The sequence below is a fragment of the Bacteroides sp. PHL 2737 genome (genome assembly GCF_004115325.2).
GTDB classification, from domain to species: Bacteria; Bacteroidota; Bacteroidia; order Bacteroidales; family Bacteroidaceae; genus Bacteroides; species Bacteroides hominis.
Genome location: NZ_CP040630.1, coordinates 3,971,131 through 3,993,995, shown reverse-complemented (window position 1 = coordinate 3,993,995; position 22,865 = coordinate 3,971,131). Strand labels below are relative to the sequence as shown.

17 protein-coding genes and 1 pseudogene are annotated in these 22,865 nt (G+C 49.2%); 16 read left to right on the top strand and 2 right to left on the bottom strand.

What is annotated here, in order from left to right:
• The first annotated feature begins 328 nt into the window (after positions 1–328).
• From DBK98_RS16460 to DBK98_RS16450, 3 genes and pseudogenes are all read left to right on the top strand, one after another.
• Entirely contained in the window at positions 329–1,537 is a 1,209-nt protein-coding gene (locus tag DBK98_RS16460) for a hexokinase (protein ID WP_032537107.1), read from the top strand.
• A 207-nt stretch (positions 1,538–1,744) separates the two neighbouring features.
• Positions 1,745–3,036 (top strand): annotated as a pseudogene (locus DBK98_RS16455) (AAA family ATPase); the annotation flags it as partial.
• 258 nt (positions 3,037–3,294) lie between these two features.
• Entirely contained in the window at positions 3,295–4,872 is a 1,578-nt protein-coding gene (locus DBK98_RS16450; RefSeq protein WP_005806393.1) for an AAA family ATPase, read from the top strand.
• A gap of 75 nt (positions 4,873–4,947) precedes the next feature.
• Here DBK98_RS16450 and DBK98_RS16445 read toward each other — a convergent pair whose 3' ends face one another.
• Positions 4,948–5,322, bottom strand: a complete 375-nt coding sequence (locus DBK98_RS16445; protein WP_005806391.1) for a hypothetical protein — start codon at positions 5,320–5,322, stop codon at positions 4,948–4,950.
• A gap of 206 nt (positions 5,323–5,528) precedes the next feature.
• On the opposite strand from DBK98_RS16445, the gene DBK98_RS16440 reads away from it, so the two are divergent.
• The 13 genes from DBK98_RS16440 (at position 5,529) to DBK98_RS16380 (ending at position 20,957) form a co-directional block, all read left to right on the top strand.
• Complete coding sequence (locus DBK98_RS16440; protein ID WP_080594274.1) at positions 5,529–6,476, top strand: Tsr25 family tyrosine-type DNA invertase; 948 nt, start codon at positions 5,529–5,531, stop codon at positions 6,474–6,476.
• A 390-nt stretch (positions 6,477–6,866) separates the two neighbouring features.
• Positions 6,867–7,241: a hypothetical protein gene (locus DBK98_RS16435; RefSeq protein WP_032537106.1), complete on the top strand. Its 375-nt coding sequence runs from the start codon at positions 6,867–6,869 to the stop codon at positions 7,239–7,241.
• A 35-nt stretch (positions 7,242–7,276) separates the two neighbouring features.
• Complete coding sequence (locus DBK98_RS16430) at positions 7,277–7,834, top strand: DUF3575 domain-containing protein (RefSeq protein WP_032537105.1); 558 nt, start codon at positions 7,277–7,279, stop codon at positions 7,832–7,834.
• An 8-nt stretch (positions 7,835–7,842) separates the two neighbouring features.
• Positions 7,843–9,243 (top strand): hypothetical protein, encoded by a 1,401-nt coding sequence (locus DBK98_RS16425; protein ID WP_032537104.1) that lies wholly within the window; start codon positions 7,843–7,845, stop codon positions 9,241–9,243.
• A 24-nt stretch (positions 9,244–9,267) separates the two neighbouring features.
• Positions 9,268–10,923, top strand: a complete 1,656-nt coding sequence (locus DBK98_RS16420; RefSeq protein WP_032537103.1) for an Mfa1 family fimbria major subunit — start codon at positions 9,268–9,270, stop codon at positions 10,921–10,923.
• Positions 10,924–11,080: 157 nt separating this feature from the next.
• The gene (locus tag DBK98_RS16415) at positions 11,081–12,133 is read left to right on the top strand and encodes a FimB/Mfa2 family fimbrial subunit (protein WP_032537102.1); all 1,053 of its coding nucleotides are present in this window, start codon (positions 11,081–11,083) and stop codon (positions 12,131–12,133) included.
• The gene (locus tag DBK98_RS16410; protein ID WP_032537112.1) at positions 12,120–13,673 is read left to right on the top strand and encodes an Mfa1 family fimbria major subunit; all 1,554 of its coding nucleotides are present in this window, start codon (positions 12,120–12,122) and stop codon (positions 13,671–13,673) included. The genes DBK98_RS16415 and DBK98_RS16410 overlap by 14 nt, the downstream gene beginning before the upstream one ends.
• Before the next feature lie 138 nt (positions 13,674–13,811).
• A complete protein-coding gene (locus DBK98_RS16405; RefSeq protein ID WP_005806376.1) occupies positions 13,812–14,837 on the top strand; it encodes a hypothetical protein in 1,026 nt (341 codons plus the stop codon).
• 125 nt (positions 14,838–14,962) lie between these two features.
• Positions 14,963–17,074, top strand: a complete 2,112-nt coding sequence (locus tag DBK98_RS16400; RefSeq protein ID WP_005806374.1) for a fimbrillin family protein — start codon at positions 14,963–14,965, stop codon at positions 17,072–17,074.
• Between the two features lie 10 nt (positions 17,075–17,084).
• Positions 17,085–18,134 (top strand): BF2992 family fimbrillin-A clan protein, encoded by a 1,050-nt coding sequence (locus DBK98_RS16395; RefSeq protein WP_032531028.1) that lies wholly within the window; start codon positions 17,085–17,087, stop codon positions 18,132–18,134.
• Between the two features lie 117 nt (positions 18,135–18,251).
• Complete coding sequence (locus DBK98_RS16390; protein WP_032537101.1) at positions 18,252–19,154, top strand: DUF4906 domain-containing protein; 903 nt, start codon at positions 18,252–18,254, stop codon at positions 19,152–19,154.
• Between the two features lie 288 nt (positions 19,155–19,442).
• A complete protein-coding gene (locus DBK98_RS16385; protein ID WP_005777993.1) occupies positions 19,443–20,045 on the top strand; it encodes a hypothetical protein in 603 nt (200 codons plus the stop codon).
• A 237-nt stretch (positions 20,046–20,282) separates the two neighbouring features.
• Positions 20,283–20,957 carry a DUF421 domain-containing protein gene (locus DBK98_RS16380; protein ID WP_005806367.1) on the top strand — a complete coding sequence of 225 codons (675 nt, stop codon included), beginning with the start codon at positions 20,283–20,285 and terminating at the stop codon, positions 20,955–20,957.
• Between the two features lie 6 nt (positions 20,958–20,963).
• On the opposite strand, the gene cbiD is transcribed toward DBK98_RS16380, so the two are convergent.
• Positions 20,964–22,865 (bottom strand): cobalt-precorrin-5B (C(1))-methyltransferase CbiD, encoded by a 1,902-nt coding sequence (gene cbiD / locus DBK98_RS16375; RefSeq protein ID WP_032537099.1) that lies wholly within the window; start codon positions 22,863–22,865, stop codon positions 20,964–20,966.

The window sequence follows — 22,865 nt, the reverse complement described above, 5'->3', positions numbered from 1 at the left end:
GTTTTTGTTTACGTGGCAAAGTAGCATATTCTCTGCTTATCGAGAAAGACTTTTTTACTATGTAACGGAACTGAATGCTTGCATGGGTATTGTTCTGTTCTTTCACCACAGAGGACACAGAGTCTTTTTAGACAGAAGAACAAAAGAACAGATAATTCTTTATTGGTTCATCTGTTCTTTCGTCTGAAAACAAATAGAGCGCAGCCAATTAATCTCTGTGTCCTCTGTGTCCTCTGTGGTGAAATCGTTTTTATCCCGGTTTTGAGCAAAAATCCTCCTCAGTTGTTATTTACAGAAATAAAGATCATCCATACATAAAACCAACACCATGGAAAAGAATATTTTTAAACTGGACAACGAACAACTCAAAGGAATTGCCTATGCATTCCGGGAGAAAGTGGAAGAAGGATTAAGTAAAAAAAATGCAGAGATACAATGTATTCCTACCTTTATTCTGCCCAAGGCGGCCGATGTCAAAGGGAAGGCCTTAGTCCTCGATCTGGGAGGTACCAACTACCGGGTGGCGATTGTCGATTTCACGCGAGAAAAGCCGGTCATCTACCCGAACAATGGCTGGAAGAAAGACATGTCCGTCATGAAGTCGCCCGGCTATACGCGCGAAGAACTGTTCAAAGAATTGGCCGATCTGATTGTGGAGATAAAACGGGAAGAGGAAATGCCTATTGGCTATTGTTTTTCTTATCCCGCCGAATCAGTGCCCGGAGGAGATGCAAAGCTGCTTCGTTGGACCAAAGGAGTGGATATCCGGAAAATGGTCGGGCAGTTTGTGGGGAAACCTTTACTCGACTATCTGAATGAAAAGAATAAAATAAAGTTTACAGGCATCAAAGTTCTGAATGACACGATCGCCAGTTTGTTTGCCGGGCTTACCGACAAGAGTTACGACGCCTATATCGGCCTGATTGTCGGGACCGGTACGAATATGGCCACTTTTATTCCCGCTGACAAGATAAAGAAACTGGATCCGGCATACAGCGTAGAGGGTTTGATTCCTGTCAATCTGGAGTCGGGCAACTTTCATCCGCCATTCTTGACAGCGGTGGATGATACGGTGGATGCAATGTCCGACAGCATGGGCAAACAGCGTTTTGAGAAAGCGGTGTCCGGCATGTATTTAGGGGATATCTTGAAAGCGGCCTTTCCGTTGGATGAATTTGAAGAAAAGTTCGATGCCCGGAAGCTGACTGCCATCATGAACTATCCGGATATCCACAAAGATATCTATGTGCAGGTGGCCCGTTGGATCTATAGCAGATCGGCCCAACTGGTTGCCGCGTCCCTTGCCGGACTGATCGCATTGCTGAAATCATACAACAAAGATATTCATCGGATTTGTCTGATAGCCGAAGGAAGCCTCTTCTGGAGTGAGAGCCGGAAAGATAAAAGTTACAACATTCTTGTGATGGAGAAATTGCAGGAACTTCTTCGCGAGCTCCAACTGGAAGATGTGGAAGTTCATATCAATAACATGAGCAATGCCAACCTGATAGGAACCGGTATTGCAGCACTGACTTGATTGTATTTGGGGCTCACCACAGATTACACAGATTAACACAGATATTTTAATTTAACTCTCAGTAAAATAAATTATTAATCTGTGAGAATCCGTGTAATCTGTGGTGAACTCAAAACCATTCTTTTAAGACACAACACGTAAAATACAAAAGAAAATGTTATCTTTGTATTTATAAGTTTGTCTGTTATTTATCCGGAATAAAAGAATATGAGCAATAAAATCTATCCTATCGGGATACAGAATTTTGAGAAAATCCGTAAAGAGGGCTTTTTCTATATTGATAAAACAGCATTGGTTTATCAAATGGTAAAGACCGGGAGTTATTATTTTCTGAGCCGTCCCCGTCGCTTTGGAAAAAGTTTGCTTGTTTCTACCCTCGAAGCCTATTTTCAGGGAAAAAAGGAGCTCTTTGAAGGGCTGGCGATGGAAAAGCTCGAGAAAGAATGGATAAAACACCCGATATTGCATCTGGATTTGAATATAGAGAAATATGACTCACTGCAAAGTCTTGAGGATATATTGGAGAAAGCAATTGTGGCATGGGAGAAACTCTATGGAGCTGAACCTTCGGAGCGCTCTTTGTCTCTGCGCTTTGCCGGTGTCATAGAGCGTGCTTGCAAGCAGGCGGGGCATCGTGTAGTCATTCTGGTCGACGAATATGATAAGCCTATGCTGCAATCCATCGGGGATGAAGAATTGCAAAAGGAGTTTCGCAAGACGTTGCAAGCCTTTTATGGAGCCATCAAAACAATGGATGGATACATCCGGTTTGCTTTTCTGACCGGTGTCACCAAGTTTGGTAAAGTGAGTGTGTTCAGTGCTTTGAACAATCTGATTGATTTGTCGATGGACGAACGTTACGTGGCATTGTGCGGCATCACTGAAGAGGAAATACGGACTAATCTGGAGCAAGAATTGTACGAACTTGCCGACAGGCAGAGGATGGGTTATGAAGAGGTGTGCCGTGAATTGAAGGAATGCTATGACGGGTATCATTTTGTGGAAGATTCGATCGGCATTTACAATCCTTTCAGCCTGCTGAATACGTTCTATAAAATGAAATTTGGAAATTATTGGTTTGAAACGGGTACTCCTACCTATTTGGTAGAACTGTTGCAGATGCATCACTATGATCTTCATAAAATGGCGCATGTGGAAACCGATGCGGATGTATTGAACAGCATCGACTCTTCCTCTACCAATCCTATTCCTGTGATTTATCAAAGCGGTTACCTTACCATTAAGGGGTATGACCGTGAATTTGGAATTTACCGTTTGGGATTCCCGAACCGTGAAGTGGAGGAGGGGTTCATGAAATTCCTGCTTCCCTACTATGCGAATACCGATAAGGTAGAAGCTCCGTTTGAAGTTCAGAAGTTTGTCCGTGAGATTCGCGCCGGAGACTATGACTCTTTCTTCCGCCGTTTGCAAAGTTTCTTTGCGGATACCACTTACGAGAGATAGTTCGCGAGCAGGAACTCCATTACCGGAATGTGCTCTGATAGGAACCGGTATGGCAGCGCTGACTTGATTGTATTTGGGGCTCACCACAGAGTACACAGAGGATATATAAACAAGAGATTAAAACTCTGTGTCCTCTGTGTCCTCTGTGGTGAAAAGAAAATGTTATCTTTGTATCTATAGGTATAAGGATAATAAAGAAGGGACAATTGTTGCATCCCTTACATTTTTGTAACCACGTGTGAGAATCTAAAAAATAATTGTGTACATTTGCAAAAGACTAACTTCAATGCCTCATGGATACACCGATCAATGCCCCGCTTAGAAAACTCCCGATAGGGATACAGAGTTTTGAGAAACTGCGCTCCGAAAATTTCCTTTATGTAGATAAGACCGCATTGATTTACCGGCTGGCTCAAGCGGGCAATCCCTGTTTCCTGAGCCGTCCCCGCCGCTTTGGCAAGAGCCTGTTGCTTTCTTCTTTCGAGGCCTACTTTCAAGGTAAGAAGGAACTCTTCCGCGGATTGGCTATCGAGAAATTGGAAAAAGAGTGGCTGCAATATCCCGTGCTGCATCTCAGCCTCAATGCGGAGAAGTATGACAGTCGTGAGGGGCTGGTCGATATACTTGAGCGGCAGTTGCGGCAGTGGGAAGAGTTATACCGGACGGGAGGAGAAGGCATTACGCACTCCGGACGTTTCATGACCGTCATCCGGCGCGCCTGCGAACAGACGGGGCGCCGCGTGGTGGTGCTTATCGACGAATATGACAAACCCTTGCTGCGTTCGTTCGACAATCAGGAGTTGCAACACGATTTCAGGGAGACGCTGACCGCTTTCTATACTGTGCTCAAAGATGCCGACCCCTGGTTGCAGTTCGTCTTCATCACCGGAGTGACCAAATTCGCGCAAATGGGCATTTTCAGTAATCTGAACCAACTGAACGATATCAGTTTCGACCTCGACTATAACACCCTCTGCGGTATGACCCGTGCGGAGATAGAAGCTACCTTCTCTCCCGAATTGGAAGCCTTGGCAGTGAAAAGTAATGCGACCTGCCGGCAGGTGATGGACCGGCTGACTCGCCAATATGACGGATACCGGTTCACCAAAGACGAGGAATTCACCTCCATGTACAATCCCTTCAGCGTGTTGAGTGCCTTGCAGAAGCGTTCGTATGGCAATTACTGGTTTGCGAGCGGCACGCCCACCTTCCTGGTGGAGATGCTGCAGAAGACCGATTTCGACCTGAGGGAGATGGAGGGCATTGAGGTGAATGAGGCTTCGCTGAGCGACGACCGCGCGGATATAAACAATCCGATACCCATGATTTATCAGAGCGGATATCTGACGATTAAGGACTACGACGAGCGCTTCCGGATGTACACGCTGGGGTTCCCCAACGAGGAGGTGAAATATGGTTTCCTCAACTTCGTCAGTCCCTTCTACACTCCTATAGCCCAGACAGACACCTCGTTCTATATCGGCAAGTTCATCCGCGAGTTGGAGAGCGGCGATGTAGACGCTTTCCTCACGCGCCTGCGCTGCTTCTTTGCCGGTATCCCCTATGACCTGAACGACCGCACGGAGCGGCATTATCAGACGGTGTTCTACCTCGTCTTCCAGCTTATGGGGCAGTTTACGGAGACGGAGGTCCGGAGTGCCCGGGGGCGTGCCGATGCGGTGGTGAAGACACCGGACTACATCTACGTGTTTGAGTTCAAGCTGAACGACAGCGCCGAGGCTGCCTTGAGGCAGATTGATGAAAAGGGATATCTGCTGCCCTATCAGGCGGACGGGCGGAAAGTAGTGAAGGTGGGTGTAGCCTTCGAGAAGGAAGAACGGAATATTGGGAAGTGGGTGATAGGAGGATAACTCACCACAGATTACACGGATTCTCACAGAAGTGTACGGGCGATACGAAATTAAAGAGCAGAGGCTACTTCCCCTTCATCCACCCCTTTCTCTCTTAAAATATCCCAGTACCGTGCAAGGCGACAGCTTGTGGCGGTCGCGATAGCGTGACTCAAACTCGTAGCGGGTGCAGAGCCAGCGGCAGAAGCAGCGGTAAGTGATGCGGAGGTTCAGGCGTCGTTGCAGGTCTTCATAAAATAGGGCGATCCGGCTGAAAAAGCTGCCTACCTGTTTTCGGGTGATTTTTCGTTTCCGGGGGGCTTGTGGTGAGGCGGCTTGTTCCTCCCTAACTATCAGGTAGCGCAGCACACGGATGTCTTTTTCTATCGATTCTTCTTTTTCACGCAGTCGCTGTTGTTTCTCTTCCTTCTTTCTTAATGACTCTTTCAGGTCTTGAATGCTCTTTTTCATTTTACTTTGAGGTTTGTATGGGATGGCGGATGCCAATGTTTGTTAAAACGACGTTAGGATCGGCAAAGATATACAAAAAGAGTATAGCATATCGTCCCGGGGATTGTTCTGCAAAGTCTCTTTAGATGTTTTTTGTAAAGATATAGATTCTATTATCCGGCTATTTACACAATTTATATCTAAAGGAGATTTGTAAACTAAAAACAATGGATAAGATGAATGAAACATTAACAGTATTTATGATTTCGGAGATCGAAAGGCTCAAAGAAGAGGGGCGTGAACCGGCCCGGCGTATCTACCATAATATGCTGCGTACGCTTAGGGAGAGTGCAGGAAAAGAGGAGATCGGATTCGAAGAGGTGAGTCCGGTGTTTCTGGACAAGTATGAACATTGGCTGCTGGGAAAACGGTTGAGCTGGAACACGGTATCGACTTACATGCGTGCCTTGCGTGCGGGCTACAACAGGGGGATGAAAGGCCGCCCGGGATATGTGACCGGGCTTTTCGATAAGGTATACACCGGTACGCGCTCCGACGTGAAACGTGCTGTCAGTCCGGGGACAGTGGGGCGGATGATCCGGATGGCAGGACATCCGGACGGAGACGCTTCAGGGAAAGCCGTCGACTGGTTTGTGCTGATGTTTATGCTTCGGGGAATCCCGTTTGTCGATCTGGCTCACTTGCGCAGGAATAATCTCGATAAAGGAGTGCTGACCTACTGCCGCCACAAGACGGGGCAGGAGGTGACCATTACCGTACCGCATGAGGCGATGGAAATTATTAACAGGAGGATGGCTGAGAACTGCCATCCGAGCTATCTGCTGCCTATCCTGGGGCAACCCCGTACCCGAAAGCGGCATACAAAGAAAAATCCCACTCCTTATCAGGAATATCAATGTGCCCTGCGTAACCTGAACCGGCAGTTGGAACGGGTTTCGGTGGAGTTGAAACTGGGAGGCAGGCTCAGTTCATACACCGCCCGCCATACGTGGGCCACGGTCGCTTTTCATCAGGAGACTCCCGTAGGAGTTATCAGCCGTGCGTTGGGACATTCCTCGGTGAAGGTGACCGAAACTTACCTGAAGCCTTTCGGGGACAGGGAAGTAGATCGGACAAACAGGAAGATAATCCGGTATGTGCTGAATGCGGTTTGAAAAACGAAAAATAGAGTGTATTATGCTTGTAATCAGAGAAGTGTATAGACCGTTACTTTGTAGGTAACGGCAATGAATTATTGCTGCAAAATTGGATATTATTTTTCACACAAACAAATAAAAAGACAAGTTTTTTATAAAAAAGGCAATTAATTTTAAAAAAGATGCATGCTTTGCATTAGTTTTCCCTATTTTCTCCTAAAAAAACTATAAGAGGGGTTGGCCACGTTTACTGTTATTTAACGCGGATGATTATTCTATTGCCATCATCAGATGTTTTTTATTATTTAAATCTCAGTGTCCTGTCAGGAACGCTATCCGAATCTATTTTATGTTAATTACCGTTACCTACAAAGTAACGGACGATCACACAACAAAACAAAATAGCTTATGCTTACGCCGTTAACTTTGACAGCCATATCTGTCTTGCGTCATATTTCCCTTCAGGAAACAGTAAACTTCCAGGAATTAGAAGGTAGTTGTAAGCCTCTTGACGAACTTCTGGGGCAATTGGAATCCGCAGGGCTGATACGTGTCAAGGCGGATCATGCCGGTGATGTCACTCCGGAAATCTATGAGCTGACCCGTCCCCTCTTCCAAATTTCCCTGCTCCATGTAATGGAAGCCACGGACCAACATCTGAATTGCAATCAACCGGATTGTGAGAAAATGTACGCACGCTATCACCATGCCGCGCATAAGTTGGGGATCATCAACCAGATGACCCGCGTCTACCTGTCGGAGATACCTCTGACCGATTTATGAACGGATTGCCGGTTTGTTTCAGATAAACTAACAGAATGAAAAAACAACTATTCATATTGCTTTTGCTTGTTTCGGGCAACGTGCTGGCACAGAGGGCAGCAGTTAAAACCAATTTGCTGCACGATGTCGCGACCGCTCCTTCGCTTGCCGCCGAGTGGGCGTTGGCCTCCCGATGGACACTCGATGTTTCGGGAAGCGCCTGTCCGTGGAGCTTTGAGAACAACCGGAAGTGGAAATTCTGGATGGCACAGGGGGAGGCGCGCTACTGGCTTTGCCAATCGTTCTACGGGCATTTTCTGGGCGTGCATGCCGGAGGGGGAGAGTACAACCTGAGCCGGGTGCGTCTGCCTTTTGTCTCCCATTCGGCCTCTTCCCGCTACGAGGGATGGGCGGTGATGGCAGGGCTTTCATACGGCTACTCGTGGGTGCTGGGCAAACGCTGGAATCTGGAGGCTACCGTAGGCGCGGGATGGGTACATGCCGAGTACAAACGCTTTAATTGCCCTGCCTGTGGCGAATATCGGGGAGCGGATAAGAAAAACTTCCTGGCACCGACCCGTGTGGGCGTCAGCTTGATTTATATGCTAAAATGAAAAGTTTTATGAAAGAGAAGATACGACCGACCCGTTTAAGAATATGCTTTCGGAAGGCTTTGGCGTCAGCCTGTTGCCTGGCGGCCTTTGCCCTGTGTTCCGGCATGCCGTCTGCCCGTGCGGCGGGGCCGTCCGGAGGAGTGGCCCTTACTGCTGTCCGAATGCAGCGTGCGGGTGGACAGGTATATGTCTCGTTTGCCATAAAGATAGCCCCCCGCGCAGTGCGTGCCCGTCACCGCTGGGTGATTACCCCTTGTCTGGGCAATGCCTCGGATAGCGTGTTGCTCAGCCCGTTTGTGGTGACGGGGCGCATCATGGCACGCAGGGCGAGGCAGCAACGTCTCTTGAAAGGCAGTGCCGGTGAGGCGGGTCATCGGCTGACCGCCCGCAATGGAGATACCTTCTTGTATACCGATACGCTGCGCTATGCTCCGTGGATGGAGAGTGGTTTGAACCTGCGGCTCGACATCGACCGGGAAGGTTGCTGCCGGGTACAGACGGTGGGGAGCGTCGTTTCCTCCGGTGCTTTTCCGGTGGCTTTGCCCTATCGTCCCTCGGTTTGTGAGGTTGCTCCGCAGGTGAGCCGGTCGGTAGCGGAACATGCGGCTGACTATCCGTTCTTGTGTGAGGCGGGCAGCCGTCCCCTGCGTGAAAGCGGCATCGGTATTCGTTTCCGTGCGGCGTCGGCAGTGGTGGATACACTATACTCGGCCAATGCCGGAAATCTGCGCCGGATAACGGAAGCCATCGGATTGCTGCGTGCGGACAGTTGCGCATCCCTGCAAGGTATCTCGATCACCGGATATGCTTCGCCCGAAGGAGCGACGGAGCTGAACCGGAAGTTGTCGGCGAAACGTGCCGAGGCTTTGCGACATGCTCTCTCGGGCCGTATGAACCTGCCTGTATCGTTGTTTGAACTGAATGCCGGGGGAGTAGACTGGGGCAGGCTGGCCGAACTGGTAAATGAAAGCGACATGACGTATAAAGAGGAGGTGCTTGCCATTCTTCGCAGCCATCCGGAGGAAGAACGGAACGACAGGCTGAAAGCTTTGGCGGGAGGGCGTCCGTACCGTTCGGTGCTGGATGTGCTCTATCCGCAGTTGCGCGATGCCTGCTACATCCGTGTGGAGTATGCCAACCGTCCTGACAGTGTGGCGGATACGGTGAACCGTGCGATAGCTGCCATTCGGGTGCGGGATTATGAAGAAGCATTCCGGCTGCTGAAAACAGTAGAGGCGGACGAACGTTCGTGGAACGCACGGGGAGTATGCCATCTGTTGTGCGGAGACGACAAAGAGGCCGGGATATGGCTGCACAGAGCGGCGAAAGCCGGAAACCGGGAGGCGGAAGAGAACCTTAAAAAGATGAATGCGGAACAACGGGCCGCGACAACCGGTATAACGCAATAAGTGTATCACATAATATAAAAAGAAATGAAAAGACTAAAGTACATGAGTATGATGGGGTTGGCTGCTTTGCTGCTGACAACCTGGTCCGCCTGTTCCGACGATACGGACATCCCGGGCGGAGAGAATCCGGAAGAAGCGAGAGCTTATACCACAGTGACCATTGCCGTGCCGAACGGCGTGGCGGAAACAAGAGCCGGTACGACGGCAGATACTGACGATAACACTACTGAAGCCGGTTCGGAGGATGAATACAAAGTGAAGACCGCCAACCTGTATTTGTTTCCGGGAGGAGCGAGTAGTAGCTTTGGTAGCGCTAAGTTGAAAGAGATTATTTCCATCGACCAGTTTACACAAATGACAGCCAGCACTGCCGACGCTAAAACGATTGTATGGACCAGTAAGAAAACAGCCTTGACCCCGGGAGACTATCGTATTTACATTGTGGTGAACGGTACGGTCAATGGAGTAGATAACAGCAAGAAGGGTGACTTGACCGAAACCGATTTCCTTGCAAAGACAACGGCTGAAGCTACGGGCGTGATAGCCGCTGTGCCGGACGCCGGACTGGTGATGGCGAGCCGTTCTCCCAACAGTGATAATACGAATACTCTTCCTTATATTGCCCAGACGATCACCAAAGATCCGGAACAAACCATTGCGGCAACCGTAGAGCGTATGATGGGAAAGATTACGGTGAAGGCGGAAGGAACCAATGTGGCTTCTGCCGCTAATAAATACACTTCGTTTTCTACCACAGTGACTGCTATCGGCAATATTACGGATATCACCCTGAAAGGCTATTATGTAGTCAACGCACGGAAAGAGGGGTATTATTTCCGTCATGTGGATCAAGAAAGCACTGCAACGAATCCTTTGACCGAGGCAAATTATGGTAACTCAAGCACTTCATTGCCGTATGTGGTAGATCCGAAAACGTATAATAAAACTTACACCAGCACACCTGCAGCTTTAGCCAGTGACTATGCCACCTGGTATCTGCAAGGATCAGGCGCATTCAGCTTGTCGTCTTTCGGTTCTTTTTCAGGAACTTATACGGATATGCCGGGCTATTCTTCCAGTGCGGCAGAAACCAAAGTCGCCGCTTACTGCTATGAAAACACGATGCTGAAGGATAAACAGAAGAACGGATATACAACCGGTATCGTATTTAAAGCGGAAATAGCTCCGAGTAAAATGATGCAAAAAAAGACTGGTAGTGGTGGTGTGGAAGAGAACTCCACATTTACCAGCATGTCTGAAATCTTCTATCATTCCGGCATCTTTTACAAGGATATTGCAGCGCTGAAGGAAGCCGGCGTATTGCTGGCGGACGGAACTACTTCCAGCTCTGCCAGTGGTGCCCCTGCTGACCTGAAGAAGAACGACGTCCAGTGCTTCAAAAAAGGGAGTGCAGATGGCAAGTTCGTTTGTTATTATCCGTATTGGATCAAGCACATCCCTTCGGAAAATGTGGCAGAAGACGTGATGGAGTTCGGCATTGTCCGCAACAATGTCTATCAAGTAACCGTCACCGGTATTCAAGGTGTGGGCAAAGACGGTGTAACCGAAGATATCATCACCGATACCGAAACCGATGATCCGACCACCGTATTGCTGAATGTGAAGTTAAGTATCAAACCCTGGATAGTACGCGCGAATAGTGCCGTATTGGGACGTTAACCCACTCACCACAGAGTACACAGAGTACACAGAGTACACAGAGTACACAGAGAACATATTTTTCTCTTCAATACCCTATAAACAAGAGCTTAAAACTCTGTGTCCTCTGTGTCCTCTGTGGTGAACCCTCTTGTTCAATCATAAAATCTCCCCAACCATGTCCGATAACTTTCAGACCTCCTGTTTCTCCCATTCCGGCAGTCGGCTTCTGCCGTTCTTATGGTTTTGCCTGTTGGCGGGCTTATCCGCCTGCTCGTGGACCAAGGACGATCGCGGCGACTGTCCCAGTGGTTTTCGTATTCGTCTTCAGCCTGCATTGCATGCACAGATACAGCCCGGTAGCGGGATAGGCATCATCACCGACGAGATTGACACATTGTCCTTCTACGTGTTCGACGCACAGGGACAGTTTGTCTGCCTGCACACTGAAAACAGGCAATCGCTGACTGAAAACGGATCTATCATTACCCTGCCACTGGAGTATAAAGACGGAGATGTTTACGAACTGGTGTTCTGGGCGGGAGGGGACAACCGGCATTACCGGATACCGCAGCTCACACCGGGCAGTTCGACCCGTGACGAGTTGGTACTCTGGCTGGAACGTGACGGGGACGGACGTCAGGATGACGAACTGGGACACCTGTGGTATGGGCATGTCCGGCTGAGCCGGATACAGCCTTCGGAACTGACATCGGTCAGTGTGCCGATGCTGAAGGACAGCAACCGGTTCATCATCACCCTGCACGACACTTCGGGCGAGGGGCTGGATGCCGATGATTATGACTTTACCCTATTGGCGGATAACGGTCACCTGAATGCCGACAACGAGATAATAACGGGCAACCGGGTGACTTATGCCGCCTACCATACGGAGTCCGCGTCCGAAACGGAACCGGCGGCCACCCGTACGGGAGAAGTCAGCCTGGCACGTGCCCGCTTGAATACATTGCGCCTACTGGCAGGGCAGGAGGCCCGTCTGGTGGTGACGGACCGCACCTCGGGACAGAAAGTAGTGGACGTCGACCTGACGCATTATCTGCTGATGACGCGTCCCCTGTTTGAAGAGAGCAGCGGTGTGGAGCTCAGCGACCAGGATTACCTTGATTACGAAGATCAGTTCAACGTGATTTTCTACCTTACCCCGATGGGAAGGCTGGAGGCGCTGAACATTAACGGATGGATTATCAGACTGAATGATGCACAACTGTAAAGGCAGCATATTTATCTTGTTTTTTCGGTTTCTGCTCTGCCTGCTGGCATGTGGATGTTCCGACGATACCGATATGCCGGGCACTCCGGCAGGGACGGATCGGGTGACGGCGTGTGTCCGTTTCTCGGTGCGGGTGGCGGGAGCAAGTACCCGGGCGGCCGTATCGGCGGGCGAAGCGGTTGAGGAAAAGATCTCTTCTGTCGCCGTTTTTCTGGTATCTGTCGACGGGAGCGGAAACGAAGATTGGAATGATGTGCAGTACGAAGTGGTTTACGGCGCTACAAGTGGTGCGACGGACGTGTATCAGGCCCGCATACCGACTGCTCCCGGACGGAAGAAGGTCTATGTGGGTGCCAATCTGTTGCCCGGCCAGGTGCATGCCATTTGCGGGCAGGCGGGAGGCCTGGGATTGTATACCGCTGCCGGAGACGGATATGACGAAGTGATCGGACAGTTTGCCCGTCAGGCGGAGGGCATTGCCATGATCGGAAAAGCCGCCGATGCCGTAACGGTCAGTGCGGGTACCGATGTGAATATAGATCTTACGGCCTCGCCTGTCGCGCTCGAAAGGGTGGTGGCTAAAGTGCTGCTGGTGTGCGATACCTATACGGACGACGGAGGGGCGTATGTACGGATGTCCGACAATGCGGCTCGTCCGGCGGATGATCCGGGCTGGATCCGTTTGTCGGAAGTGCGGTATGCCCTCAATACGGTGAACCGGAAGGTGTATCTGAATGCGCCTTCGGATGGGAAAGATCCTAACTATGAAGTAGACCCGTATGTGGTAAAAGATGGTGGCGGCAATTATGTGTCGGCACCCGATGTGCCTGAACAGCAATTCGCTTACCGTACCTTGGGCAGTGTCTGGGCAGAAGGTAGCGCTCCGGAAGCGTATGACGCCACCCGATACAATGCTACGACCACTGTCCCCTCGACAAGCGGCGCTTATACCGGTGGACTGTATTGTCCGGAGAACACGACTGCCACTTCTACCGCCTCTCTTGAAGGCGGGCTGGATCTGGCAGGAACGCTCAGTTCAACCCAAGCGGAGATTCCCCGCCTGGTGGCTACCCATCTGCTGGTAGCGGCGAAGTTTGTCCCCAAACAGATTATTACCGGGGTCGGAACCACGCAAACCCTGACATCTCCCGCCGATGCCGCTACTTACTTGCCCGCAACGACGACACTTGCCGAGGCGGAAGCACATGCGGCAGGCACTTACTTTACCAACGGGAGTGACTGTTACAGCTATGCGGGCATGAAGGCCGCCATCGGTGCGGGTACCCTGAAACGTACTGATTTTACCGCTTACGAAGGCGGGATCGGTTATTATTACACTTATATAGACGGTGCAACTGCTGCCGACGGCACAATTGCTTTCAGTACGGATTCCGGCATTTTGCGCAACCGTTATTATCTGCTGCGTATTACCCGGTTCAGCCTGCCTTCGGCCGCTTTGCCGCAGCCGATGCGTGCCACGATGAAAGTGACGGACTGGGTGACGAGTTCGGGTAATACAATCACAGTCAGGCCGACGTAGAAAGGAAAATAAATATGATTCACCACAGAGCGACACGAAGTTTTAATCTCTTGTTTATAGGGTATTGAAGAGAAAAATATGTTCTCTGTGCCCTCTGTGTTGCTCTGTGGTGAAAGCTGAAAAAGAAAGCATACAACTATGAATAAAGAAGAAAAAAAGAGTGGATTCTGCCGGGCATGCCTGCTGCTTTGCCTGTGTCTGTTGTCTGCCTCGTGTGCATCCGGAGAAGGAGAGTACGAACAGGAGATACCCATGGAGGTAGCTCTCACCCGTACGGATGGGGTGGCAGGCAGCGAAAGCACTCCGTTACTGCTGTTCTGGAAAGAGACGGATTTCAGTGCGGGGACATTGGGCTCTCCTTATAAAACCTCCACTCCGGCAGGGGGGATCGGTGATTACGCCGATGCACCCTATAATACGGAAGCGGATTATCCGGCTGATAACTCCCGGGTGGTGGTGATGGGACTTTGCCCTTCGGCCATGACTATGGCAGATGGTCACGGCACCTATTCGTTACCGTCTTCGGGAGCAGGGCTGACCGATGTGCTGGTTACTCCGAATGGAGTTACGGGCAGCAGGAAGCAACCTTTCGGGCGGGCGTTGGAGTTCGCGCATGCCGCCGTACGCATCGTGCTCAAGGCAAGGCGTACGGACAACACGGTCGGTAAGCTGTATGTCAAGAACCTCAAGTTGACAGTACCCTCACGGTTAGTGTGCGGAGGGGTGAAATGGGATACGGGGGTGAAACACTATGTAGGGGCTCCGGCTTCCGCCGATTTGGTTATCGATCATCCCGGTCAGATATTGAGTACGGAGGATACGCAGATTGCGGTATTCTATCTGATACCCTGTGCGACGAACGACTTGCTGACCGATATTTCCTCTGTGGGTACACCGGGGCTTACGTTGACAGCGGATGTGGCCAAGGATGTAAATTTTACGACCGGAGCGCGAAAGGCAAGCTTTCCTGTTTTGGATGGCAATCTGAATTTCATGGATCAATCCGGAACCCCGGTAACTCAGTTGCAAGCCGGAGAGTCGTATGGAACCACTCTCAATTTTGATATCGACTCTTTTACGCTGGAAGGCGAAGAGAAAGAGTGGGGGGATGGAGGAAAAATGACCATTCCCGTGGTGGTTCCTGAACCGGTTCCAAGTACATAGATGAACGGTGAACAGGGAACGGTGAACAGGGAACGATGAACAGGGGAGGGGCTGTAAACTTAAATACTCCAACTCTGTGCCCTCTGTGTCCTCTGTGGTGAATCTAAATAAAAAGAGCTGAATATATGAAAACAATAATACGATTCTTTCTTTCAACCGTAGCCGTGACTGCTGCACTGGTTACCGGCTGCACTCCCGAAGAGGAACACATACCTGCGCAGGGTGGTGACAGCTTTACACTCTCCTCGAGTGAAGAGCAGGCCATCACCCGTGCGGGAGATGTGTCGGTGAATCATTTCACAGCCGGCACTAAATACCGGCTATACGGACTTATAGGGAGTTCGTGGAGCAGCAGACTCTCTACGATGGATGGGCAGGAAGGCACGGAGGCCGTGGATGCGGACGGCACACATCAGATAGAATATCTGAGTGCAGATACTGACGAAGACCGTTTTGAAGGCCGAACCCTCGACTTTTATGCACTGACATACGGTAATACGACTCTGCCGGCATGCAGTTCCGAAGCAGATGGCGTACCTGTTTGCAACGTCACTTCCTCTGCCGGAGGAGCACTGCCCGACTTGCGCCGTGCTGTGCTGACAGGACAATCGGGTATCAACTCGGGAGTGATTACCTTACCCTTCAAGCATACTTTGTCGAAGTTGAAGTTTGAGGTGGTGAAGCAAAAGCCGGAAAGCGGTTCAACGGATACGGATGTATTGCAAGATATCCAATTGAAGGGTATCTCTGTCAGTGATTATAGCGAAGGAGCGCTCTTGCTTTCGACCGGAGAATACAGCCATACGGGAGGGAAAAGTGACCGTGCGGTTCTGGGCAGCGGATTCTCTCAAGATGTGACGGAAAGTGTGCAGTCTGTAACTATAGACGGGCAATCGGGCAGTGCGGCTGCCGAATGCCTGATATTCCCGACTCTAACCACGGCTGCGGAGGGACTTAAAATAAAAGTAGCTACGACGGGAACGAACAGTGGAGATCGAACGGATACGTATGAAATTCGTGTTCCGGTTATGGGAGATGACGGGAACGTTCAGAAAGATGAAAGTGGTCAAACCGTGACGGAGCCTTTCCGCTTCCTGCCCAATTACGAGTATACACTCACCATTACGATCACTAACAGTGATGTACAGATTATTACTATTATTCCCCGCCGGTACGATTGGATCGAACATGATGATGATTCGCAATATCTGGGGCAACCCCTGACTTTTAACGGCCTAATGTGGATGGACCGGAATCTCGGAGCTACCAGTGCGGATATGACAACCGCCGAGGGATGGGAAGGAGCCAGAGGATATGTGTATCAGATGGGAAGAAGTATTCCATATTATCTGCCTAAAACAGTAAACTATAGGGGAAGTGACGGAGTGACGCGTCAAAGACCTAAAAGTATGGTTGATAGAGACGGGGGTGCAAAACCTTACCCACAGATAGTGGGACATGAAAACGATGCTCCTGTCGGGCGGCCTGCGGTGGGAACCTTAGCGCTTAATCCGGGAGATGTCGGTAAGACATTTAGTTACGTTATGATCGGTGGTGATTGGGATAATACTGCCGCTACCAGTTCTACTTATTGGAAGAACACAAAGAATGACCCTTGTCCGACGGGCTGGCGCGTGCCTACTAAGGCGGATTTTGATGGAATTATGCCTACGGCAGAGAAATATGGCGACTTGACATTTGCAAAACATAGCGGAACGTCCTGGAGGGAAGTTGCTTCGAATGACCCGGAGGCAGGTGCCCGAACAGTTTATGTATGCCAACGGGCAAGTGGTGCACCGTATGGAGTCATTTATGCAATTAAGTATCAGGGAACTTCACAAGCTTATCGCCTGATGTGGACGGTGGGGATGGTTGGAGACAATCAGTCTGTAACGGATTATGGAACACGCTATCGCGCCTATGTTACAATCTCGAGGTTTCCATGTGATAAAGATGCCGACCTGAATATAAATACCTGTAATACGGATTATGATTGGGTGCATCCCAGTGATTTTATCAATCTGCCTGTTTCCGGTTATATTTATCCCAATCAAGCGGCACTGTATAATGCCGGTGCTGAGGTAGTATATGCGACATCGACCCCTAACGGTGCTTATATGTATGCTGCTTCGTTTAAATATACGGGCAATGATAGTCGTCGCTACTTTGCGGTATATGACACGCCAAGGGCTGCCGGCGTTTCCGTCCGTTGTGTGCGGGATGTCACTTCACAATAAAATGGTAAGTATGAAAAGAATGATTGTCTTCAAAAGTTGGTTGTATGTAATCATGGTTCTGCTCTGTACGGCATGTGTCCCTGCCTCTCCCGAAGAGGAGAATACGGAGGAACTGGTACAGGTGAATCCCATTGCCGGCGGATATTACGCTTCTATGCTTCCTTCGGTCCGTACCCGTGCAACGGCACAGGATAGTGAAACATTGCAGGATAAACCGATTTATCTGCTGGAAGACGGGAGTACGATACGACTGGTGGTATATGATAATACCAAGAACTTAATGGAAGAGTATTCCAAAGCCTATCTGGTACGTAACGCCGGTACGTCAGGCAGCAGTTTGCTTTATCCCTGCGAGGTAGACGACGACGGGACGGTAATATCTTCAAGCAGCACTCCTCTTTATATGAAGGCGGGTACTTATTACTTCAGAATCCTGTCACCTGCCAAGGCCTTAAACTCAAAGGGTTTTGTCAATATCGGTAATGGAGAATATCTGCTTGCGACCGACGACCGGTATACGCAAACAGCCATGACAGCGGTGACCATTACGAAAATTGATGAAGGGGGTACATTGAACAATGTTCAGACCCTGTATCTGCCCCCCATCATCAACCAGACGGCACGGATGCAGTTTACTGTCAAAGCGGGTGAGGGCGTACACTCCTTGGAGATGCTTGCCGAAGGAATTGAAATCAGTGGCATACAGCAACCACTGGACAATACAACCAGTTTTGACTGGGTGAATGGAGAGGTGCTGCCCGTGAAAGTGGGCGACCAAAGTGCATCGGTACGTATCACACAAGCCACCCAAAATGCCGATAACAGCCTGATGGCACATACCGGCATATTGCCCACAGATGCACGTTCGCACTCTATCAGCGTGTTGCTGAATCTGAAAGTGAATGGTAACCCCACTCAGTATCAGATGTTACTGACCGGTTTGTATCTGACAGCAGGGCATTCGTATAACTATACCGCTACGGTGAAGATCAGTAACGGGGTGACTGTACTGACCTGGCAAAACCGTTCGTGGACGGAAAATGTGGAAATGGATACATAAGAGCTCACCACAGATTACACAGATTAACACAGATTTATAATTTATCTCGTTGATATCTACGATTAAAAGTTCTGTGTTAATCTGTGTAATCTGTGGTGAAATGAACAAATTAGAGTAATACTTAATAATAGTCCCATGAAAAGATTTGGATATATCGTTTTTAGTGTTTGTCTGCTTACGTTGGGTGCCTGCATATCCCATGAACCGATGGATCAGGAAGAGGACGTGGTAAAAGTGTCGGTTGGGCTCACTGCCGCTTCTTTTACCAATGATGCGGTTACCCGTGCGGAGCAGCCGATGGCACCCGATTATGAAAACCTGATTGGTAATTTGTGGATTCTGCAGTTTGACCGTGAAGGTATCCTGATCGGCAGTGAACAGATAGTGCTGGCCACGCCGGTGCTCAATACAACGCTTGAAGGAGTCGCACTGAGGACCGGGCGCAGTACCCTTTGCATAGTAGGCAATCTGACGGATGCGGAGACTCCCGCGTGGCCTGATAACCTGAATGGTTTCAAAAGTCTGGTGGTAGATATGGGCTGGATGAAAGAACGGAGTGCTGACCGGAATGTATGTCTTTTCGGCTATTATGAAGGAGAGATTACTACCGGAACTACCGCTGTGAATGTGGTATTGGGACGTCTGGTATGCAGGCTCAACATAGCTGTTTCGGCCAAGACGGCAGGAGTATTCAGCAACGTGAAAATTCAATTGAAGCGGGCGCAGACCAAAGGTTATCTATTCCCTTCGGATACGTATCTGGCACCGGAAAGCGGTGATTATACGGAAGAGGTGATCACCACTGCCGGAACATTGGGAACAACTTCTTCTTATCGTTATTATTATATGGCGGAAAATGTAACCACAGGAACAAACCGGGATGAACGCACGCAACTCCAAATAAAAGCAACGAAAGGGGGGACTGAGTATACAAAAATCATTGATCTGGGCAGGAGTGATATCAATGACTATTCTCTCCGCCGAAACAATAACTACACATTCAATATCATTTTAGAATAATCATATATCTTAATCGTGTGGAAGCTATCTGTGACAGACGCTTCCCCTTGCTTGTTTTGTTTGTTGCAGGTCCATGCTTTCCCGGTGGGGAAAGGTGGACTTGCTCGGTTTATATCGGTTATCATTCATATTAAAAAATTAATGGGGTAGTCAGAAGAAATAGCAATTCAATAAGAGAAAATAGTTGTTTGTCGTCAGTAAAGCTTCTACTTTTGAGGTGTAAGCTTATAAGGAAGAATCCGAAAATCCTGATAGTAAATAGAGTAGGAGACTATAATTATATTTTATATGGGACTGACACAGTTAAGAACAAATCCGCAAACAGTATTGAGTAGCGAACATTTTTTTGTTGATACACGTAATTTAGTTCAAACTCCTTTAGGATGTACTGTACAGATAAATGAACAGTTGAAGAATGGAGTGTTTTATTGGGACATTGCTAATCATCACTCAACAGATTTTTATTTTCCATATGTGCAGGGCAATGCCGGATATGTGGGGATACAAACTCCTATTCAGGATGGAACGGTTGTAGTGACAGGAGGAATGAATGGATGTGCTTTGGAAGTTTGCTACCTGAATGATAACTATTATTTTTATCATGATGCAAACGGGAGCAATATGCATAAACAACGCAATGTGGGAACACAGGTATGCAGAATTGAGGCTGGGAACTATTGGAATAATAATATAGCAGGGCAATCAACGTTTTATATACCTACCATTCAGTTTGTTTGTGTTTATAAGGCAGGTTTCTGGCATGTAGGAGCTTCTGGCATTTATTATACTGGTAATGACTTTGCTTCTAAAGAAATAAAAGGCGTATTTGTGCCTGAGGGAGGAAAGTATAGAGGTTACTTTAATGATACAATTCATCTGATTCAAAGGTGATGATTGCTAATAACTGATAAAAACGTGCTTGTTTTCATTGTCGCTACGAAGGATTCGACAGATTACAAAAAGAAAGGAGGGCTACTATAAGGTCCAAGAGTGTAAATGGGAGTATACTGGTAGGATTAGTCTGATTGCTATGTTTGTGGTGACAAGAGAGGGAAGAATTTGGTCTGCTCGTAAACAAAATCTCGTTTCGGATGTTGTTCTTTGTAAAATTAAATCCTATTATTGCAGATGATGTACCTTACTATTATAGTCAAAATTGTGGTAGGCATGCTGGGCGTGCTCTTCTTTCTTCGTATCTCCGGTAAAACACAGATGGCGCAACTGACTCCTCTTGATTCAGTCAATGCTTTTGTGCTGGGTGCGCTCGTCGGAGGTGTTATCTATAGTCCCGATGTATCGGCATGGCAACTCGTTTTCTCTTTGGGGGTGTGGACCTGTTTCAACATGGGTATTCGCTATCTGCTTCGTTTCAAAACGTTGCGTCGCCTTATAAAGGGAGATACGGTGATGATTGTCCGCAATGGTCAGATCAATCTGAAAGAATTTAAACGAAACGGGCTGGAAATGGAACAGTTCCGTACCCTTTTGCGTGAGAATGGCATCTTCTCGATGATGGATGTGGATGATGTGCGCTTTGAAACAAACGGGCAACTTACGGTATCGACCCGCAATTCCAAATCGGAATCGTATCTTTTCGTAAACAGTGGCTCAGTGCTGGATTCTTCATTGGAGAGTGCCGGTAAAACGGAAGAGTGGCTGAAGGATAATCTTGCCCGGCAGGGGTATCCGGACGTCAGTGAATTGTTTTGTGTGGAGTGGACGCCCGGACGTGGTTTCTATGTTGCAAAGAAAAACTCGGATAATGGTATCATAGGCAAAGAAGAGAATGATGTGTGTAATTAAAATCAGTTAACGAATCACTTTCCCTTCTTCCGTTATCAGCAGAATAGTCAGTTCTCCGTTGGGCAACAGTGGGTCGCAATGGCGATGGCATTGTTCGATCAGTAATGAACAAAATGCCTGAAGTTCCGCTTCGGGCAGGAGTTCCCAAAGTTCCCGTGCCAACGTGATGCCTTCGATGGCTGTTACAGTGGCAGTGTTGCACCCGGACTGACGGGCTATCTCTTTCAGGAATTCTTTATTCATCGTTACTTTTTTACTATGCGTGTCGAGATGTCCTTCTGCCAGCTTTACGGCTTTACCGATCATAACCCCCAACGTGAGTTGCAGGATGCCGAGTTCGGCAGCGATCCGGATGGTTTCACCAATGAAGTTACCATAATGGACGAAAGCCTGTGAGGGTAATTCAGGGTAGAGGCTGCGGATGTATTTTTCGCTCTTGGCACCCGAATTGATGACGATGCGGGGAGAACCTGTAGCCTGGGCTACCGACATTTCTTTACGAATGGAATTGACAAATGCTTCGGAAGAAAATGGCTTCACAATACCGCTGGTGCCGATAATGGAAATGCCACCTACAACACCGAGGCGGGGATTGAAGGTGCGAGTGGCAACCTCTTCGCCTCCGGGGACAGAGATGGTGACATGTATGGGGGCAGTGGGCAGGGGTTTGTGCCTGTCAAGGATATGCTGCAGATTTTCTGTAATCATTTGCCGGGGAGTGGTGTTGATGGCCGGTCCGCCTACTTCCAGTCCCAATCCGGGCAGGGTGACGGTACCGACACCTTGTCCGCCGTGGATTTGTATAACCTGTTGCCGCTCACCTCCGGTGTGCGGCTTTTCTTCAGAAATATCGATGGATACGGTAGCTACAATGGGTAGCCCGTTCGTGACATCGGGATCATCGCCTCCGTCTTTGATCACAGTGCAGGAGACTTCCATGCGCCGGTCAGTGAACGAGCCGGTAACGGAATGGACAGGGACGGCAATCTTTTCTCCGTTGGGGAGCAAAACGGAAACGTCTTCTATTCTATTTCCGGGTATGGGCGACAGGAGTTTCCGCAGAGCTGCGTTGGCGGCTGCGGTTGCGCATGTCCCGGTGGTAAGTCCGCTGCGCAGGGGCAGGAAGTCGGGCAGAAAGTGCTCGATGGCACGGCGCATTCCATTCACTCCATTCACTGTCTGGTCATACGGGGGCAGAGAAGGGCGAAGAAGGATATAAAGACGGATTCCCTGTTCGGTAATGATGTTCACTTTCTCGGAGAATCCTCCGGACACGCCGCTTTCTTTCAGAAGAACGACTTCCGGAGAGAGTTGCCGGAGGAGTTCGGGCAGGTTCTCTTTGCCGGGAGTATAATAGACCAAGCGGTCTTCGGGAAAGCCTGCCTTCCGGACTATCTCGCGGGAGCTTTCGCGGTCGAGAATGCGGAAGTAACACTCACTTTCCTTTTTCTTCCAGAAGGGTTTTAGTTTGGGGATGGACTGGACCCCGGTCAGGGCAAGTACCCGATGTATACCTTCTTCGTTGAGTAACTCTGACAGTTCTTCATACTTTTCCCTCAGTTTGAGCGGATATTCATCGTACATCTCTTCATTAAACAGCTTGAACAGGTCATCATATATGCGTTCGTACCGAATGCAAGGGATGCCGAGCGCCTGTGAAACGGCGGTGACCGTTGCGTGCAGTTGTTCTGCAAAGGGATGGGCGGCATCCACCAGCAGGCGGATACCGTTCTCTCGGCAAAAGGCTTTCATGGTGGTCTGGGTCAGCGCACCTGTGAGCCGTATTCCGTGTTGCAGGCTGATTTCCTGTTCGTCTCCTTTGGTTGAATAGTAATAAGGTTTTCCGGCTTCTTCGGCAATGCCGACGACCTTCCTTCCTTCGGTTGTTCCTCCTAATATCAGTATCAT

What these genes read in the sequence shown, in the direction of transcription:
- DBK98_RS16425 (WP_032537104.1), top strand. Translation starts at nt 7,843, where the DNA reads ATGAAAGAGAAGATACGACCGACCCGTTTAAGAATATGCTTTCGGAAG.
- DBK98_RS16460 (WP_032537107.1), top strand. Translation starts at nt 329, where the DNA reads ATGGAAAAGAATATTTTTAAACTGGACAACGAACAACTCAAAGGAATT.
- DBK98_RS16445 (WP_005806391.1), bottom strand. Translation starts at nt 5,322, where the DNA reads ATGAAAAAGAGCATTCAAGACCTGAAAGAGTCATTAAGAAAGAAGGAA.
- DBK98_RS16410 (WP_032537112.1), top strand. Translation starts at nt 12,120, where the DNA reads ATGCACAACTGTAAAGGCAGCATATTTATCTTGTTTTTTCGGTTTCTG.
- DBK98_RS16430 (WP_032537105.1), top strand. Translation starts at nt 7,277, where the DNA reads ATGAAAAAACAACTATTCATATTGCTTTTGCTTGTTTCGGGCAACGTG.
- DBK98_RS16440 (WP_080594274.1), top strand. Translation starts at nt 5,529, where the DNA reads ATGGATAAGATGAATGAAACATTAACAGTATTTATGATTTCGGAGATC.
- DBK98_RS16380 (WP_005806367.1), top strand. Translation starts at nt 20,283, where the DNA reads ATGATGTACCTTACTATTATAGTCAAAATTGTGGTAGGCATGCTGGGC.
- DBK98_RS16385 (WP_005777993.1), top strand. Translation starts at nt 19,443, where the DNA reads ATGGGACTGACACAGTTAAGAACAAATCCGCAAACAGTATTGAGTAGC.
- DBK98_RS16435 (WP_032537106.1), top strand. Translation starts at nt 6,867, where the DNA reads ATGCTTACGCCGTTAACTTTGACAGCCATATCTGTCTTGCGTCATATT.
- DBK98_RS16400 (WP_005806374.1), top strand. Translation starts at nt 14,963, where the DNA reads ATGAAAACAATAATACGATTCTTTCTTTCAACCGTAGCCGTGACTGCT.
- DBK98_RS16450 (WP_005806393.1), top strand. Translation starts at nt 3,295, where the DNA reads ATGGATACACCGATCAATGCCCCGCTTAGAAAACTCCCGATAGGGATA.
- DBK98_RS16405 (WP_005806376.1), top strand. Translation starts at nt 13,812, where the DNA reads ATGAATAAAGAAGAAAAAAAGAGTGGATTCTGCCGGGCATGCCTGCTG.
- DBK98_RS16420 (WP_032537103.1), top strand. Translation starts at nt 9,268, where the DNA reads ATGAAAAGACTAAAGTACATGAGTATGATGGGGTTGGCTGCTTTGCTG.
- DBK98_RS16415 (WP_032537102.1), top strand. Translation starts at nt 11,081, where the DNA reads ATGTCCGATAACTTTCAGACCTCCTGTTTCTCCCATTCCGGCAGTCGG.
- cbiD (WP_032537099.1), bottom strand. Translation starts at nt 22,865, where the DNA reads ATGATACTGATATTAGGAGGAACAACCGAAGGAAGGAAGGTCGTCGGC.
- DBK98_RS16395 (WP_032531028.1), top strand. Translation starts at nt 17,085, where the DNA reads ATGAAAAGAATGATTGTCTTCAAAAGTTGGTTGTATGTAATCATGGTT.